The 16,344-nt window shown below is 29.2% G+C and carries 15 protein-coding genes and 1 pseudogene; 7 read left to right on the top strand and 9 right to left on the bottom strand.

Annotated features, from left to right (window positions below):
- Positions 1-5 precede the first annotated feature (5 nt).
- Together Q0C16_RS04620 and Q0C16_RS04615 are read right to left on the bottom strand one after the other, a co-directional pair.
- Complete coding sequence (locus Q0C16_RS04620; RefSeq protein WP_292319943.1) at positions 6-431, bottom strand: hypothetical protein; 426 nt, start codon at positions 429-431, stop codon at positions 6-8.
- Between the two features lie 129 nt (positions 432-560).
- Complete coding sequence (locus tag Q0C16_RS04615; protein ID WP_292319942.1) at positions 561-770, bottom strand: CopG family transcriptional regulator; 210 nt, start codon at positions 768-770, stop codon at positions 561-563.
- Between the two features lie 217 nt (positions 771-987).
- Between Q0C16_RS04615 and Q0C16_RS04610 the strand changes: the two genes are divergently transcribed.
- Positions 988-1,815, top strand: coding sequence for a 7-cyano-7-deazaguanine synthase (locus tag Q0C16_RS04610; RefSeq protein WP_292319941.1), 828 nt, complete (start codon positions 988-990; stop codon positions 1,813-1,815).
- Here Q0C16_RS04610 and Q0C16_RS04605 read toward each other — a convergent pair.
- Together Q0C16_RS04605 and cysC are read right to left on the bottom strand one after the other, a co-directional pair.
- Entirely contained in the window at positions 1,812-2,219 is a 408-nt protein-coding gene (locus Q0C16_RS04605; protein ID WP_292319939.1) for a hypothetical protein, read from the bottom strand. The genes Q0C16_RS04610 and Q0C16_RS04605 overlap by 4 nt on opposite strands.
- A gap of 104 nt (positions 2,220-2,323) precedes the next feature.
- Entirely contained in the window at positions 2,324-2,878 is a 555-nt protein-coding gene (gene cysC, locus Q0C16_RS04600) for an adenylyl-sulfate kinase (RefSeq protein WP_292319938.1), read from the bottom strand.
- A 156-nt stretch (positions 2,879-3,034) separates the two neighbouring features.
- Between cysC and Q0C16_RS04595 the strand changes: the two genes are divergently transcribed.
- Both Q0C16_RS04595 and sat read left to right on the top strand, forming a co-directional pair.
- Positions 3,035-3,274 (top strand): hypothetical protein, encoded by a 240-nt coding sequence (locus Q0C16_RS04595; RefSeq protein ID WP_292319935.1) that lies wholly within the window; start codon positions 3,035-3,037, stop codon positions 3,272-3,274.
- 8 nt (positions 3,275-3,282) lie between these two features.
- On the top strand, positions 3,283-4,428 hold the full coding sequence (sat, locus tag Q0C16_RS04590; protein WP_292319933.1) for a sulfate adenylyltransferase: 1,146 nt from the start codon (positions 3,283-3,285) through the stop codon (positions 4,426-4,428).
- On the opposite strand, the gene Q0C16_RS04585 is transcribed toward sat, so the two are convergent.
- From Q0C16_RS04585 to Q0C16_RS07990, 3 genes and pseudogenes are all read right to left on the bottom strand, one after another.
- Positions 4,425-5,708 carry a hypothetical protein gene (locus Q0C16_RS04585; protein ID WP_292319932.1) on the bottom strand — a complete coding sequence of 428 codons (1,284 nt, stop codon included), beginning with the start codon at positions 5,706-5,708 and terminating at the stop codon, positions 4,425-4,427. The genes sat and Q0C16_RS04585 overlap by 4 nt on opposite strands.
- A 15-nt stretch (positions 5,709-5,723) precedes the next feature.
- Positions 5,724-7,157, bottom strand: coding sequence for a hypothetical protein (locus Q0C16_RS04580; protein WP_292319930.1), 1,434 nt, complete (start codon positions 7,155-7,157; stop codon positions 5,724-5,726).
- 111 nt (positions 7,158-7,268) lie between these two features.
- A pseudogene (locus Q0C16_RS07990) lies at positions 7,269-7,500 on the bottom strand (RNA-guided endonuclease TnpB family protein); the annotation flags it as partial.
- Positions 7,501-7,880: 380 nt separating this feature from the next.
- On the opposite strand from Q0C16_RS07990, the gene Q0C16_RS04575 reads away from it, so the two are divergent.
- Positions 7,881-9,449, top strand: coding sequence for an aldehyde dehydrogenase family protein (locus tag Q0C16_RS04575; protein ID WP_367117908.1), 1,569 nt, complete (start codon positions 7,881-7,883; stop codon positions 9,447-9,449).
- 52 nt (positions 9,450-9,501) lie between these two features.
- Here the strand turns inward: Q0C16_RS04575 and Q0C16_RS04570 are convergent, their stop codons facing one another.
- The gene (locus tag Q0C16_RS04570; RefSeq protein ID WP_292319928.1) at positions 9,502-10,215 is read right to left on the bottom strand and encodes a carotenoid biosynthesis protein; all 714 of its coding nucleotides are present in this window, start codon (positions 10,213-10,215) and stop codon (positions 9,502-9,504) included.
- 146 nt (positions 10,216-10,361) lie between these two features.
- Between Q0C16_RS04570 and Q0C16_RS04565 the strand changes: the two genes are divergently transcribed.
- From Q0C16_RS04565 to Q0C16_RS04555, 3 genes are all read left to right on the top strand, one after another.
- A complete protein-coding gene (locus tag Q0C16_RS04565; protein WP_292319927.1) occupies positions 10,362-11,180 on the top strand; it encodes a carbon-nitrogen hydrolase family protein in 819 nt (272 codons plus the stop codon).
- A 153-nt stretch (positions 11,181-11,333) separates the two neighbouring features.
- Positions 11,334-12,227, top strand: a complete 894-nt coding sequence (locus tag Q0C16_RS04560; protein ID WP_292319926.1) for a CocE/NonD family hydrolase — start codon at positions 11,334-11,336, stop codon at positions 12,225-12,227.
- Positions 12,206-13,141, top strand: coding sequence for an MBL fold metallo-hydrolase (locus Q0C16_RS04555; RefSeq protein ID WP_292319925.1), 936 nt, complete (start codon positions 12,206-12,208; stop codon positions 13,139-13,141). Before Q0C16_RS04560 ends, Q0C16_RS04555 begins: the two co-directional genes overlap by 22 nt.
- Positions 13,142-13,240: 99 nt before the next feature.
- Here the strand turns inward: Q0C16_RS04555 and Q0C16_RS04550 are convergent, their stop codons facing one another.
- Positions 13,241-16,177 (bottom strand): thermopsin family protease, encoded by a 2,937-nt coding sequence (locus Q0C16_RS04550; RefSeq protein WP_292319923.1) that lies wholly within the window; start codon positions 16,175-16,177, stop codon positions 13,241-13,243.
- Between the last annotated feature and the right edge of the window lie 167 nt (positions 16,178-16,344).

Here is a 16,344-nt window from a genome sequence, read left to right as displayed (position 1 = left end):
AAAATTTATGTATTAGCATTTTTATATTTTTTATAATTAATACATTTTTTAGAAATTTCATAAAAATTATCTATATCTCTCAATGTTATTTTATTATATTCTCCATTTTTATCTTTGTGCAATAAATATTTCTTGTATATTTTTGTCTTTATATCATTTTTGTCAAAATTTTTTAAAATCATCATAATTATATCCTTTACCACTTCATTTTCACATAATAAAAATAAATCGTTTGGTTCATTGTTTTCTTTTTCATCTATTTTGTATAGGCAATTAAAAGCTGTTTCATAGTAGTTGAGAAATTCTTCGTGGCCCAATGAATAATTATAATAAAAATATAGAGTTGACTCAATACAGCTTTTGCCAAGCCCTTTTTTAATTAAGTTTTTAATGATTATTATTATTTTATTATCGCAATTATTTTCACTCATAGCTATCAATTAAAATATATGAATTAACATTAAAATATTATAAGGTTTGAATTTAATTGAAATAAAAATTGTTTTAATATTGTACAGCAAAATTACAAAGTAAATTAAGCACATTATTGTTTTATTAAGTTACATATAACCTAGTCTTTTTAATCTATCTTTAACTTTTTCTTCATCTTCCTTTGACATAATTTCTCCAGAAGACTGTTGGAGAAGCTCATTTAACATAAATTCTATTAATTCTTCAACTGTATTGAAAGTTCCTTGATCTTCTAGGTATTTTTTTACTTTATCATATAATTCCTTTGATATATAAACAGTTTGTTTATCTTGGCTCATCTTAAACACCTAATTTAAATTTATTCTTAAAGATATTAAAACTTTTTCCAATAATCTATCTTTTAAAACTATAGTCTATTTCAAATTTAAATAAGTAAGATAATTTATGTTAAGCAAATTAAGTTTTAATTATTATAATCAGCCTCTTATATAAAATTTAAAATATAGCTTATAAATATAAAATAACTAAAGTTTTAAGTAAATTAAGGTGCAAAAAATGTATCGTTTAGGAGTAAAACCAAATATAAATAGACCCTGCAGGGCTGTATCAATTATGAGCGGTGGTCCTGATTCTACATGCTATACAGCTCTATGGCTTTCTAGAGGATGTGATGTGCACGCTTTAAGCTTTCTTTATGGGCAAAAAGGAGCTAAAGAAACCGAAATAGCTAAGAAAATGGTAGAAAAATTAAATTCATTGTCTTTTAATAAATTTGGAAAAATAGTAGAACATAAAGTTGTTGACATGTCTTTTATGGCAGAAATTTGGAAAAATACTCAATTAACTGATAGTAATGTGAATGTGGAAGGAATATATAAACCAAATGTTGTTGTTCCTATAAGAAATGTTGTTATGTTATCAATTGCTACCGCATATGCTTATACAATATCAGAAACATATAATCAAAACGTTTACGTAATTTATGGATCGCACTATAATGATATAGTACCTAGGCAGGACACTTATGAACCTTTATATCCCGATTGTAGCCCTGAGTGTATTGAATCTCTACAATCTTCATTTAGGATATGCCATTTTAGAGGGGAAAGAAATATAGAAATTTGGTCACCAAGTAAAGAAGGTCTGAAAAAGAGTGATGTTTTGAAATCATGCTTTGAAATTATTGGCAATTCCATTTACGATACATGGAGTTGTTATTTAAGTGAAAAATATCATTGTGGAAAATGCGAATCATGTAGAAACAGGAACAACGCTTTTATAGAGGCTGGCCTAAAGGATTGTACAAAATATTTAGTTCCTCCATCAAATCCAGAGGAGTTTGTGAAGATTAATGATTACTATGTAAGAAAGGATTGTATTTAAGCTATTTTAAGAGACTTCCTTAACTTTTTCTTTATAATAAGTTTTTGATTGTACCTTAAAAGAATGATTGGTATTACAAATGGTAAAATTAGTGGAAGGCTTTTCAAAGAATCCAGAGCAATATGCTTTAGCAAATTATCATCTGGGTTAACTCTGTCTCTGTGAATTATGTAATAATCATTATATTCTCTAATATGAATGCAACTTCCATCTATTAAAGTCTTTCTCCAATCTAATTTTTCTCCATTGTACTCTCCTAGAGATCTTTTGTAACCTTTGGTTTTTGGTAGCTGCGTATTTGATTTTCTTATTAAGATATGGTAATGAAAAGGTTTATGCAATAAATACTGTTCTATTTCATCTAAATCCCTTTTGTTTTTGATTATTTCTGACACGTTTTCCATTAATTTACCCTCTAATTCTCTTAAACTTCCCTTTTCAATAAGCTTATGTTTGAGGATTTTTAAAAAAAGTATATAACTATTTTAAACTTAATTTAATTGGATTTCTACGCTTTCTCAATTTCATTTATTTTTTCTTTTATGAAGCTGTAAAGTTTTTCAACATTATATTCAATGGAGTTTCTAACCGTATCTAATAATAGGTCATATTCTTTGGGTTCATCGTAAGGATCATTTATACCAGTAAAATTTTTTATTTCTCCTTTTAGCGCTTTTTTATATAATCCTTTGGGATCTCTTTTTATACATTCTTCGATTTCGCATTTAGTGTATATTAGAAAAAATTTAGCTTCTTCTCTTATTATGTTTTTTATTTCATTTCTAACATCTTCATATGGGGATACAAAACTGCAAATAGTAACTATGCCGTTTCTAGCTAAAAGTTTTGCTACGTTTGCAACTCTTATTAAATGTTTTCTCCTTTCTTCTTTAGTAAAACCAGCTTCTGGATCTATGTTTTGCCTAAACCAATCTCCATCTAAAATTTCAACCCTGATTCCATCTTTCTTAATCAAGTCTTTTACAATATTGCTTATTGTAGTCTTACCGCTACCTGAAAGGCCTGTTAACCAAATCACTAATCCTTTTTGCAAGCACCTCATATTTATGACCCTTTTCTCGAAGAGCAATTTCACTTTTGATAGCTTTTTAATAATTTTTTCTTTAAGGTATATAAGCTTAACAAAGGTAGTGAAGTATATATTTTCTTAATTAAATATTATTAAACTCTTAATTAAATTTAATTAAGAGGTGAGAATGTGAAGCAAAGAGTAGGGGAACCTAATACAAGATACACGACCGTTTCAATTCCCATAACTCTTTATGATAGGATCAAGAATTTAATTCAAGGTACGGGATTTACTAGTGTTTCTCAATTTGTTATTTATGTGTTAAGAGATGTAGTTGCTAGCATGGAGCAGGAAAAAATGTCATCGACGATATCAGAAGAAGAAAAAAAGGAAATAATTGAAAGACTGAAGAAACTTGGATATATATAGGTGGTTATATGGTTTCTAAACCTCATGGAGGTAGACTTATAGATAGAACAAGAGTAGGAAAGTCATTAGAAAGGCTAATAGAAGAATCAAAAAGCATGCCTAAAATTAATATTAATGATGGCAGAGCATATGACATATTAAATATTGCATATGGTGTTTATTCACCTCTTGAAGGTTTTCTGAGTTATAATGACTATGAATCTGTTATTAAAAATATGAGATTAGAAAATGATTTACCGTGGACAATACCTATTATATTAGATGTTGATGAAAACGATTTAAAAGACATAAAAGAGGGAGACGAGGTTTCATTAGTATATAACAACGAAGTTTTGGCTGTTATAAGAGTAGAAGAGGTCTATTCGTGGGATAAAAAAGAGTATGCTTATTATATTTATAAAACAACTTCGCGAGAACATCCAGGAGTTAACAAAGTTTATGATATGAAAAATAAGTTATTAGCTGGCCCTATAACCTTATTAAAAAATATAAAGGAACCCTATGAAACAGTAAGACTTTTTCCAAAAGATACTAGGGTACTATTTGATCATTTAAATATAAAAAGCGTTGCAGCTTTTCAAACAAGGAATGCACCTCATTTAGGTCACGAGTATGTTATGAAAGCCGCGTTAACTTTTGTTGATGGATTATTTATTAATCCATTATTGGGTTGGAAAAAGAAAGGGGATTTTATAGATGATGTTATAGTAAACTCTTATAAAGCATTATTAACGAATTATTTCCCAAAAGATAGTTATGTTTTTAGTATATTGAGGATGGAGATGAAATATGCAGGCCCTAAGGAGGCGATTCATCATGCAATTGTTAGAAAAAATTTTGGTGCTACTCATATAATTGTAGGAAGAGACCATGCGGGTGTTGGTAATTATTATGGTCCATACGATTCATGGAAGATATTTGAAGAATTCCCTGATCTAGGTATAATGCCGTTGTTTATTAGAGAGGCTTTTTATTGCAAGAAATGTAATGCAATGGCAAATGAAAAAATATGCCCCCATACAGAAAACGACAGAGTCAGAATTAGCGGAACACAAATAAGAAACTCAATTATTAAAGGTGAAAGACCTCCAGAATATATAATGAGACCCGAAGTTATTGATGTAATATTATCATATAAAAATCCTTTTTACTAAAAACATTTCCACTTATAGCTTTTTGCTAATATGCAATATATTATTATTCCAATTATTACAGAAATAAATGTGTATTCTCCAAATATTATGTATTTATTAACATAAAATTCAAGATATTGAAATTCAATACTGTTTGTTATATTAGATATACCATATATTTTATTGTATTCGATTTCATTTTGAGTTACATTTATCCTATTTAATTCTAAATTAACGTTAACCTTTTTTAAGAATCCACTAGATACTATGGGAGAAGATGTTAAAGTATATGCTACAGGAAGTTTATATCCTATATATCCATTGATAGATCCATTAACATATAATCCCAGTTGATAACTTTGATTGTTTATTGTAATTGATCCAGTTAACCATATACCTTTATCATAAGTACCTAAATTATATAAAGAAAAAGGATATGATAATCCTATCATGGTCGTATGGACAAATTTGTTTTGAGTTACAGTTATTAAATATGCCCATGTGGTATAAGGCCTATATAGCAATGAAAAACCATTTAGTTTACCTATACCAATGTTTATATAGCCCTGATAATCATTTAAACCGACAATAAAAGAATTATTGTTTATAGGGTTGCTTAAAAATCCATATACAGAATTATTGTTTATAGAGCCTACTAAATATATGTTTTTGTTGTAATGAAATATGCCGTATAAACTAATGAATGTAGGATAAGATATAACATAACTTTTATTAATGTTAAAAAGTAAGACATTATTATTGTTAAATGTTATAAAATAAGTGTTATTATAAAACTCTATGTAGCTTGGCGTTCCTATGTATATATTTGCTTTATAACTTTTTAATATGCCATTGCTTACATTTAAGAAACCTATATATGGATTTATCTGGCTAATCCCTGAAAATGCAATTTCATTTTTTGTACAGTAAAGAGCTGTAGGCGATTCATCTAATTGATAGATAACATAACTACCATTATTATAAAAAATAGTTAACGAAGGATTCTCATTATAATAGCCTGAAAGAGCAATGTAATAGTTTTCGTAACTACATGCTTCATTTGTATCTAAATGATTTATCATATATTCTTTATTATTAATTATTATATATGTCTGACTATTATTGCTTAATATGCTAATTTGTTTATTGTTTTTTGGCGTGTAATATATCAGATTCAAGGTTGTTTTTATTATTATACCTTGATCTAATTTATTGTATATTCCATACAAAGAAAACATGAGAGATCCTAAAATTAAAAAGGAAAAAATAACTATTAACGCTAATGCTTTGCTATATAGCATTAACTACACCAAAAGTTAGAAGTGTTTCTTAATAAATATAGCTAATACTGCTGCCAGTACAACTACAGCTATTGTCCCACCTATAGCTTCTTGAGTTGTTATGCTGGAATTATTGTTAATAGTAACGCTGACCTGGCTTAAATTGCCTATTATTGTTTGATTTGGTTTAACCTTTACTCCTATGCCGATTAGTGTTACTTTAACATTATTTATTGATAAAACTTTATTTGCTGCTTCACTGAAACCATTTTGTTGTAATATTTCCGATACATTTCCTATTAGGTAATCAACACTAACTAAGTTTTCTTTTGGCGTTGTTGAACCTTTATACGCTATTTTTGGAGTCTCTACACTATAATGACTTTCGTTCCCGTTAAGTGATACGTTTAGCTCTAAGGAACTTGGAATAATTATTTCATAATTATCGTTTATATATTTTATTATTTCTGCCGAAGCATTTAATGCATTTTTGATTAAAGATAGGTTATATTGACTTATTGATTGTATGTTTAATGATGAGAGTAATGATGATAAATTAAAGTTATATGGCATAGATATTGATGTTAAATCAGCAGTTGTATTCATAAATACGTTTAAATTAAATATACCGTTTTTGGTTATTGAATATGAGTTTATCTTTACAAATTTAGGTTTAAGGAAGTTATTAATTAGATTATTAATTAACATACTTGCATTACTTGTTGTTGCTTCTGTCGAATTGAAAGTTGCATTAATCATTATACTTACTGAGTTTAAATTAAAATTAACATTATAATATGTTATGTTTAATCCAGTTATGTTTAAGTCTTTTAATAAAGAAATACTTGAAAGTTGAGATAAATCATTTAAATTGATATCTTGGAAATATTTTGTAAAATCATTAGGATTCGTAGAAGGATTAAAAGAATTTTCGTCATTTTCATTATAGTTAAATAGATTATTGAAATTACTATATAGCTGATCACTAATTTCTTCATTTGAATCATTAAATGAGCCTTGCCAATTTGCGGCTATTGATAGGTTAATATAATAAATTTTGTTTGATGGGTTAGCAGTTATCATTAGATAACCATTTGATGTTATGTTAAAATACTGAGTTTCATATAAAGCGGAATAATTAGATATTCCCTTCCCTCCATTAGAATTGTGATAATATACAAGCTCACTTAACCTATATTTATTATTTTCAACAGATTTTGTAGCATTTAATTTTAGTATCTTGTATCCATTTAAAAATGACAGACTCAAACTTAGGTTTCCATTACCCTCGTAATTTATATATTTTGATCCGTTGAACAAAAATGATATTGAATTGGGATATACTAATATATAATTGTTATTCATGTTTTGTGAATCATCAATATAATCGGCTTTTGTAGTTAATGGCAACGCAATACCAATTGCTATAATTGCTATAATTGCTATAGTTAATAGATATCTTCTAATCATATACTCACCCTATATATTGGATATATGGGGAGCGTTTATACTTTTCTCTAATCTTTTCATAGTTGTAGATATATTATATAGTTGTAAGGATAATTTTATCTTTTCAGTTATACTGACCTCCTCCCTGCCCTGAAGGGCGAGGGTTCCCTCAGGGAGATCATGGGTTTGTGGTTTACCGCCTTCATTTTCATCACTTCATTGCTAGTGGGAATTACCCACCCCGCTCCATTCGTTTAACGGTAGACCACCGCTAGGTCTTCAGCCCATTACCCCTATCCCTCAACAGGAGTTGCCCTCCGCTCCTGTCTCCTAGGGACTCAGGGATATGTAAAGACATGGGGACACATTACATACATGATGCCCATATGGGCTTCCCCATACCTATGTTTCTTGAGTATCGGAGTAGAGGCTTACCTCACATCTTAAATCGGTGAAGCGTACTCCATTTGATGGCTAGCTTTATTTGATTTATCTTAAGCAAAGCTCAAAAGCTTTTACCCCGCCTTGTAAAGGCGAGGCTTATCATTCTTTTTGTCAATATAATGCATTTTTATTTTAAAATTAGCTTTTAAACTTTATTATACCTTATGACTTATCATTTTATATTTCTTATAGAGATTAAAAATAGTTTTAAAAATTTTTGTGCTATCATTAAATATAATTCAAACATATATAAAAAGGTCTATATTATTTGTTTTTTGAATAAAACTAATTGTGATGGAAATGCCTTTCGTTAATGAGAAAACATATTATAGATTTTTGGAAGAAGGAAAAGAGGAAGAATTTCACAAACTGTTTGAGATTGGTTTAGAAAAAGCTAAGGAGGAACTCGGAAAAGAATATCCAATATTAATTGGAAATGAATATATAAAGACTCAATCGAAGTTTGAAGTCAAATCCCCAATAGATACATCAATTATTATAGGGATTTTCCAAAACGGTGATGAGGGTATATTAAATAAAGCATTGAAAACAGCTAAGGAATATTTTAAATTTTGGCAAACAGTTGATTGGCATGAAAGAGTTGAGCTTTCAATAAAGGCGGCAGATGAAATTAGAAGAAATAAATTTGAATTAGCGGGAATGATAACGTATGAAAACGGTAAAAATAGGTATGAAAGTGTGGCAGAAGTTGATGAAACAATAGATTATTTTAATTATTATGCCCATGTTTTAGAAGAAAATAGAGGATTTATTAAGGAAATGGAAAGTAGAATTCTTAAAAATGAAAGAGCAAATTCTGTTTTAAGACCATATGGAGCTTGGTTAATTTTATCTCCTTTTAATTTTCCTTTAGCTATAACTACAACAATGTCTTTAGGTGCTTTAATTACTGGCAATACTATTGTTATAAAGCCGTCTCCGCATACTCCATTATCAGCATATAAGCTAGTTGAGATTTTAAGAAGCGTTGGCTTCCCTAATGAGGCTGTAAATTATGTTACTGTTTCTAATGAAACCATAGCAAAATTCTTAGAAAAAGATTCTGGATTTGATGGTATAGCATTTACTGGATCTAAGGAAGTTGGTCAAAAAATATTAAAACAAGCTATTAGTATTAGGCCTAGACCAATTGTTTTAGAATTAGGAGGAAAAAATGCAACCATAGTTACCTCAAAAGCAGACTTAAAGAAAGCTGTTGAAGGCATATATCGTGGAGCCTTTGGTTTTGGGGCACAGAAATGCAGCGCAACTTCTAGGGTTTTTGTCGAGTCAAAAGTCTATAATGAATTTATTAATTTATTAAAAGAAAAAGTAGAAAAAATTGTTATAGGCGATCCAAGAAAGAAGGAAACATTTCTTGGTCCCATTATAAATAAAGGAGCTGTCGAAAAGTACAAAAACTTCATTAATAGGGCTATTAATGATGGTGGAAAAATATTAATCGGAGGTAAAGTGATAGAAGAGAAAGAAAGCTATTTAGTAGAGCCAACAATTATTGTAGATCTTCCATATGAAAGCGAGCTTTGGAAAATAGAATTTTTTGTTCCAATACTTTTAATAAAAGAAGTTAAAAATTTAGAAGAAGCAATAAAACTATCAAATGATGTCGATTATGGACTTACTGCAGGAATTTTTTCAAATGACGAAAAAGAGGTAGAATATTTTTTCAACAACATAGAAGCAGGTGTAACTTATGCTAACAGAGAAATCGGGTCAACAACAGGAGCAATGCCTGGAGTACAACCATTTGGAGGATGGAAGTCTTCTGGATTTACTGGAAGAAATGCAGGAGGACCTTATTATTTAATTTCGTTTTTGAGAGAACAAGCGAGAACAACTTATCTATAAACTTTTTTATATTATATAAATTATCTATATAATAATATAGAGCTTTATCGATTTAGTTTAGGCTAGCTATTATAATTATTAATAATATAGACAAAACTATGCCAACAATTCCTACTACAAAAAGTCCTTTTATAATATCTATTATCCCCCATGATACGTTATATTCTAAATAAAAAATTGAAGAGAAGGGTTTTGTTTTTTTAAGTTGTGAAGCCTTATACTTACTTAAAATGTAGAAAGAATAAAAGAAAACAGCTGAAACTATGAACCAGCCAATAAAATTTGTTATAGGAACTCCAAAATATTGTCCAGGAGATTGCCAAATCCATAGCTTAACTTTTTGAGAAAGAAGAGGATCAAAAGTCAAATCAATTATAACCATAGCAAGCGATGCTAGCAAATAGCTATTGGTAGCAGCCAACGAATAAAAACCTAATGACGACCAAAGCAAAGGTATAAAAATAGGGACTCCTAAAATTTTTGGTCCCAAACCTTCTGTATAGTAATATTTTCCAAACGGTATGCCATAATGCACCCCAATAAACTCAAAAATATATGATATTGTTATAGATACAATTAAGAATTTAACTGTCGTATTAGTCCCCATTTCTAATAATGAGTTCAAAAAATAGAGAATAATAAAAACTAATGGTATCGAATAAATACTTGAAAAATATTCAATTAATCCGTTAATATGAAGAATTGATAAAACTAGTGTTATTGGGTAAATTGTAGTTAAGATCCATACGATCTTTTTAAATCCCATCTTCTAAACCTCAAAGCCTTGTCTTAAGATCGAATGCCTACATTAAATACTATATTTTATTAATATATTTTAATTCTTTTCTTCTTGTATATAAATAAAAATAAGAATTATAAAAACTTAAAACATAATAAAATAAGGTGAGAGAATTGCAAGAAAAAGCATTAAAAATAGGTCTAACACAACTTGTATCAAGTAAAAACAAGGAAGAAAATATATTAAAAATTGAAAAATTTTCAAAAAAAGCCAAAAATAAAGGTGCAGATATGGTAGTTTTCCCCGAAGTTTTTATGATATATTTCTCTTCTGAAGATAGCTTAGAGAAAAGATCTAAGGAGGCTGAAAGCCTAAATGGTAATTTTGTAAAAAGTATATTAAAAATATCGAAGCAATATAATTTATCCATAACAGTAGGCATGTATGAATCTATAGAAAACAGCCTAAAAACATACAATACTATAATAACAACTGATGATAATGGCAATATAATAAATATCTATAGAAAAACACACCTTTATGATGCATTTAACTTTAAAGAATCTGATTTCTTTAAAGAATCTAAAAATCCTTATAGAGTCTTTGACTTTAATGGATTTAAAATAGGAGTTATGGTATGCTATGAGATAAGGTTTCCTGAAATTGCGAGAATTTTAGCTTTAAATGGAGCGGATGTAATATTAGTCCCAAGTGCATGGTTTAAGGGTTACAATAAGGAAGAGCATTGGTTAACTATGATCAAAGCAAGAGCATTAGAAAATACTGTTTATATAGCTACATCAAATCAAATAGGAAACGTATTTACTGGCATAACAAGTTTCGTAGACCCCCTCGGAATTATAATGCATAGAATGAATGAAGAGGAAGGAATTATTTTTGGCGAAGTAGACAAAGAAAGAATCAATGAAGCTAGAAAAATATTGCCCTTGCTCACCCAAAGAAAAACTGATTTATATTCAGGACTTATTTAGCTTCAATTTTTATCATATAAAAAATTTTTAAACTATTTATTAAGTTATTGATTAAAATATATACACGTTTAAATTTATTAATCTAAAAAACGTAATTAAATATGTATATGGTGTTTAATAACATAAAGTTATTAAACGCTATAGGTGATAAACATGACTAGCAATTTGCCTTATGAAAAGAAAGAAACTTTTTTCCCTTGTAATGGGGAAAAGTGTCATGGTATTTTATATTTGCCTTCTGGTATTAAGAAAGCTCCGGCCTTAGTGATGGGCATGGGTTTTGGCATGGTAAAAGAAGTGCATGCCGATGATTATGCCCCATACTTTGCTCAGAAAGGAATAGCTGTTTTCGTTTTCGATTACAGAAGATTTGGAAGAAGCGAAGGGATGCCACGACAAGCTCTATATCCAATGGATCAAGTATCTGATTATAGATGCGCCATTTCTTTTATGAAAACTATTGAGAAAGTCGATCCAAATAGGATATGTGTTTGGGGGACAAGCTTTTCAGGAGGCCATGTATTAACCCTATTAGCATTTCCGGAACCTGGCCTAAAATGCGGAATATCCCAAGTTCCAAATGTTTATTCGTATAGAACAGCCTTGGAATATTTTGGTAGCCTTGAACCAGTTTTAATGCTATACTCACAGAACTCAAAGGATTGTTGCGAAGGAAGACCTTCTTATATTCCTATAGTATCTAAAGATGGTATAGCAGCTTTAATGACCAAGGAGGCTTATGAATATTATACAAGCATTGCATCAAAATATGAAACTTTTGAAAACAAAATCACTTTAGATAGCCTAACTCATATTTTAGCTTACAATCCAGGAGATTACTCTCACTTAATAAAGAAACCTTTATTAATGATAATTGCATCTAAAGATCAAACAACACCTCCAAAAATAGCTAAAGAAGTAGCTGATAGAATTAAAAGCGAAGTAACAATAAAGGAATATAATGTAGGCCATTTTGAAATCTATAAACAACCTTTATTAAATGAAATCGCAATTTATGAATCAGCATGGCTGTTAGAGAGGTTATGAGCATGTCCGATTGCAATTGGTGTAATATAGAAAAGTTAAGCGAAAATGTTTATGCAATTATTGATAAAAATGGTGGATGGTTTTTAAGTAATTCTGGCCTTATTGACATGGGTTCCTATACATTAATCATCGATACACAATATAATGAAAAAAGAGCTAATGATATTATAAACGTTATCAAAAATTTAGGGCTGCCGAAACCCGGTTTAATATTAAATACACATCATCATGGAGACCATGTATGGGGTAACCATGTCATAGGAGCACCTGCTATTATCCATAAAGAGGCAAATAACATGATAAAAACACTTAAAGAAATTGGATCTAGCATTTATGAAGCGTTCTTTCCACAATTAGACTTTAAGGGTTCAAAATACACATTACCTGATATAGTAATAGGTGATGATGGAATAGTTATAGAATCAAAATATGGTCCAATTAATGTAAAATATTTAGGACCAGCGCACACTGTAGGAGATCTAATAGCTATAGTAGATCATGCGAATACGATATTTGCTGGAGATATAATATTTAATCAAGTAACCCCCTTAGCCCTTGATGGTACGGTATTAAATTGGATTAAAGTGCTAGATAAGTTGGAAGGCATTTCAAAAGGTAAAAAGATTGTAGGAGGGCATGGAGAAGTTACTGATGAAAAAGTAATCAAACTTATGAAAGATTACCTTATACACATAGCAAATGGCACTAAAGAGAGTTTATCAAATGGAATTTCAGATCCTTTAATTATAGCAAAAAGTATAGGCCCTGGACCTCTTAAAGGATGGAGCCTTGAAGAAAGAATAGTTTTCAACGTCGCTAGAGCAATATTGGATTTCCAAGGTAAACCTCCTGGAGAGATGGTAACAAATTTACCAGAACTAGCCACGAAAATGGCAAAATATCCATTAAAATAAAAATGTTTATCAATAATATAATAAAAAAATAAATTATTTTAAATAGATCTTAAAATAATTTCATATAAATTTTTATATAAAAAATAAATTAAATGCCTCTTAATGTTTCCTTAGAAATATTCCAGCTATAGCTGCAACAATTATTATCGCAGCTATACTTCCAACAAAAGTTATATTAGTTGATATTTTTGCATTTTCAATCAAAGGTCCATTTACAGTTACATTAGAATTATTTGGTAATGTATAATTGCCAACCCAGGTTAGAGTCTCATATATAGGCACTGATTCGTATAGCTTAATAGTAGAACCAAAATTGTACCAATTATCTATACCATTTATTGTTACCAAATATTGCTTATAATAATCTGCCGTTTCATTAATTATAGGATATAGCACGGTTATTGAACTGCTTTGGTTCAATACGTATCTTTCTTGATTGGTAATATAAATTATCTCAGGTAAAGCAATTACTGTTTTATAGTTAAACCAATTACTTATCGTTCCGTTAGGTAGCTTGATAAAGACGTAATATTGTTTAATATATAATGGAGTTAGGTTAAATGATTTTTCAATTAAAATCTCATTGCTTTGATTTAATACGTATCTTTCTCGGGTACCATTATATATTATGGAAGGTAACACTAACTTATAACCTGAGTTGTACCAACCACTTATTGTTCCGTTTGGCAATAATACATTGATGTAGAATTGTTTAATATATGATGGAGTTAGGTTAAATGGTGAATTTACATTAATTATTCCGCTTTGATTTAATACGTATCTTTCTAGACTACCGTTATATATTATGGAGGGTAATGTAATTACAGAATTTACATTGTGCCAATTACTTATCGTTTGATTAGGCAATTTAATGGTTACGTAATATTGCTTGATATAATTTATAGTTAGGTTAAATGTGCTATTAATTATTATAGTGTTGCTTTGATTTAATACGTATCTTTCTAGACTACCGTTATATATTATGGAGGGTAGTTTAATGAGCATTCCTTTGTTAAACCAATTACTTATCGTTCCGTTAGGTAACCTAATATTAATAAAATACTGGTAAGTGACTGAAACAGATATGATTACTGGGTTTCGTAAAATAATCTTACTTATATTTGAGTTAATTGATTCTCTAGCAGTACTATTAATGTAATAAATGCTGTATATAAAAATTTCTGTAGATTTGTTATACCAATCGCTTACTAATGTTGAATTAACTCCATTTATTTCAGCAGGTATGGCATAATTTATCTTTAAATAATATTGAGTATAGAATGGTGGGGTAATAATCATAGAGGAGTTTATTTTATAATAGGTTTCTTTATATATAACAAACCTTGTGTAGCTACCATTATAAACTGTTTGCGCTGGTATATCTATTATCGTCCCTTCATTGTACCAACCATTACTTATTTTTTGATATAAATTGTTAATATAACCATTTAATTCGAATGGAAAAGTCACATAGAATTGCAGTTGATATACTGCAGTCACATTTGCATTAACATATAAAATTATTGTATTGCTTTTAACTATTTGACCATTTACTATTAAATATTTAAACAGCATCCTGCTGTTATTATTTATATAATAAATACTTGGAAACGTTAAATTGACAGGAGTATTAAATAAATAATTTCCACTTAAATGAGAAAATCCGTCAACATAAAAGTTAACTGGAGAAGTAACATTAACTATACCTCCTCCTACCGTCAATGATGAAGTAAACGTTTCTATTGGCATAGAACCTGCATATAAAGTTACTGATAAGTTGTAATTACCGGGTTGCAATATATACGATATTGGAGAATATTGACCGAATGTTTGATTATAATAGTTATTACCTGATATTGTTATTAACCATTCCCCGTTTGGAGGAGTTAAATATAAGGTCAGGTTATTTCCATTTAATTGATAATATGATTTAGGCTGCCATAAGAATTCTTGTTGATTTTGCCCTTCAATCTGATGTACTATACCATTTTTATAATACTCTTGTATTCCATAATATTGATTTACATTTTCAGCGGTTGCGCCAGCGGTAAATATAGAGGGCTGTAAACTTATTGCGTCAGGTACACTATAGAAATTACCATTATATTCGTAATAAAGGCCCATTGAAGCGTTCCAATTATATACAGTTAATTGAGACCCGCCACCTGCTCCTCCTACAACCCATTGTGTTACGAATGGATAATAAGGAAAATATGAGTTTATTGAACTTTGTATTCCAGTTAAGAATTGTGGATTGCTAGACTTTACATAAACAGTTATTTTATCATATAAAATCCATCCAGAGTTAAAAGTAGAGTTCCGAAATTCATAATACATATATATTTGTGGATAGCCATTGCTGCTCTGGTTTATAGTCATATATGCATATAAATAAAATGGGATATTTGTTGCATAGGTGGTAATAATATTGTTATTGTTTAATGCCCAACTGTAATAATATGTTTGTGAACCGCTTATACTTACAGTTCCTTTTCCAGAAACTAAACCTTGACTAATATTAGCATCGGAAGTAGTGCTGTTCCATAGATTATCTATTATGTTGATATAATAAACGCCGTTTTGATATTCAACATCGAATACATCTTGAGCCCATAATGTCATACTACTTGTAACGTTAAAATTTGAGTTCAGTTGAACAGAAAAAGCACTATTATTAATAGGCGTACCAGAATAAAAGCTACCTCCATAAAATGCGAAGTAACCTAATAGAGAATTTGTTGAATAACTATATTCTATTAAGTTGTTATTTATTAAAGCCGATCCATTATCATTTATGCCAACACTTTCATTAAAGCCTGACTGCAAACCAATTACTTTTCTTGCACTCATAGTTATATTACTTTCCTGACTTTCGTATTTGCTTATTTTCATAGCATGGGATAAAGGCATAATTAATATCAACAGCAAAAATAACGAAAGAACAGTTATCTTAAACCTTTTTGATTTACCAAAGTACACAATTCCACCTTCTGCAATTATTAATGATGTTTTAAAATTATATAAATCTTGAGACATGAATTTTTGGGAATTTTCATGAATCTATTAGTTTTTGAATTAAATACTGAAATACAAGAATTTACAAACTGAATTGATTATTTCTCATATCTAACTAGATTTAAGTTATATGGGAATTCCCGTAATCTAATATTTTAAAAGCTTATATAATTTCTAATCTTAATTAT

The organism is Caldisphaera sp. (assembly GCF_023256325.1).
Classification (GTDB): Archaea; Thermoproteota; Thermoprotei_A; order Sulfolobales; family Acidilobaceae; genus Caldisphaera.
This window is presented reverse-complemented; position numbering and strand designations above follow the sequence as displayed.

Excerpts from the sequence above, each read along its gene's own strand:
- Q0C16_RS04620 (WP_292319943.1), bottom strand. The coding sequence starts at position 431 with ATGAGTGAAAATAATTGCGATAATAAAATAATAATAATCATTAAAAAC.
- Q0C16_RS04615 (WP_292319942.1), bottom strand. The coding sequence starts at position 770 with ATGAGCCAAGATAAACAAACTGTTTATATATCAAAGGAATTATATGAT.
- Q0C16_RS04610 (WP_292319941.1), top strand. The coding sequence starts at position 988 with ATGTATCGTTTAGGAGTAAAACCAAATATAAATAGACCCTGCAGGGCT.
- Q0C16_RS04605 (WP_292319939.1), bottom strand. The coding sequence starts at position 2,219 with ATGGAAAACGTGTCAGAAATAATCAAAAACAAAAGGGATTTAGATGAA.
- cysC (WP_292319938.1), bottom strand. The coding sequence starts at position 2,878 with ATGAGGTGCTTGCAAAAAGGATTAGTGATTTGGTTAACAGGCCTTTCA.
- sat (WP_292319933.1), top strand. The coding sequence starts at position 3,283 with ATGGTTTCTAAACCTCATGGAGGTAGACTTATAGATAGAACAAGAGTA.
- Q0C16_RS04585 (WP_292319932.1), bottom strand. The coding sequence starts at position 5,708 with ATGCTATATAGCAAAGCATTAGCGTTAATAGTTATTTTTTCCTTTTTA.
- Q0C16_RS04580 (WP_292319930.1), bottom strand. The coding sequence starts at position 7,157 with ATGATTAGAAGATATCTATTAACTATAGCAATTATAGCAATTATAGCA.
- Q0C16_RS04575 (WP_367117908.1), top strand. The coding sequence starts at position 7,881 with ATGCCTTTCGTTAATGAGAAAACATATTATAGATTTTTGGAAGAAGGA.
- Q0C16_RS04570 (WP_292319928.1), bottom strand. The coding sequence starts at position 10,215 with ATGGGATTTAAAAAGATCGTATGGATCTTAACTACAATTTACCCAATA.
- Q0C16_RS04560 (WP_292319926.1), top strand. The coding sequence starts at position 11,334 with ATGACTAGCAATTTGCCTTATGAAAAGAAAGAAACTTTTTTCCCTTGT.
- Q0C16_RS04555 (WP_292319925.1), top strand. The coding sequence starts at position 12,206 with ATGGCTGTTAGAGAGGTTATGAGCATGTCCGATTGCAATTGGTGTAAT.
- Q0C16_RS04550 (WP_292319923.1), bottom strand. The coding sequence starts at position 16,177 with ATGTCTCAAGATTTATATAATTTTAAAACATCATTAATAATTGCAGAA.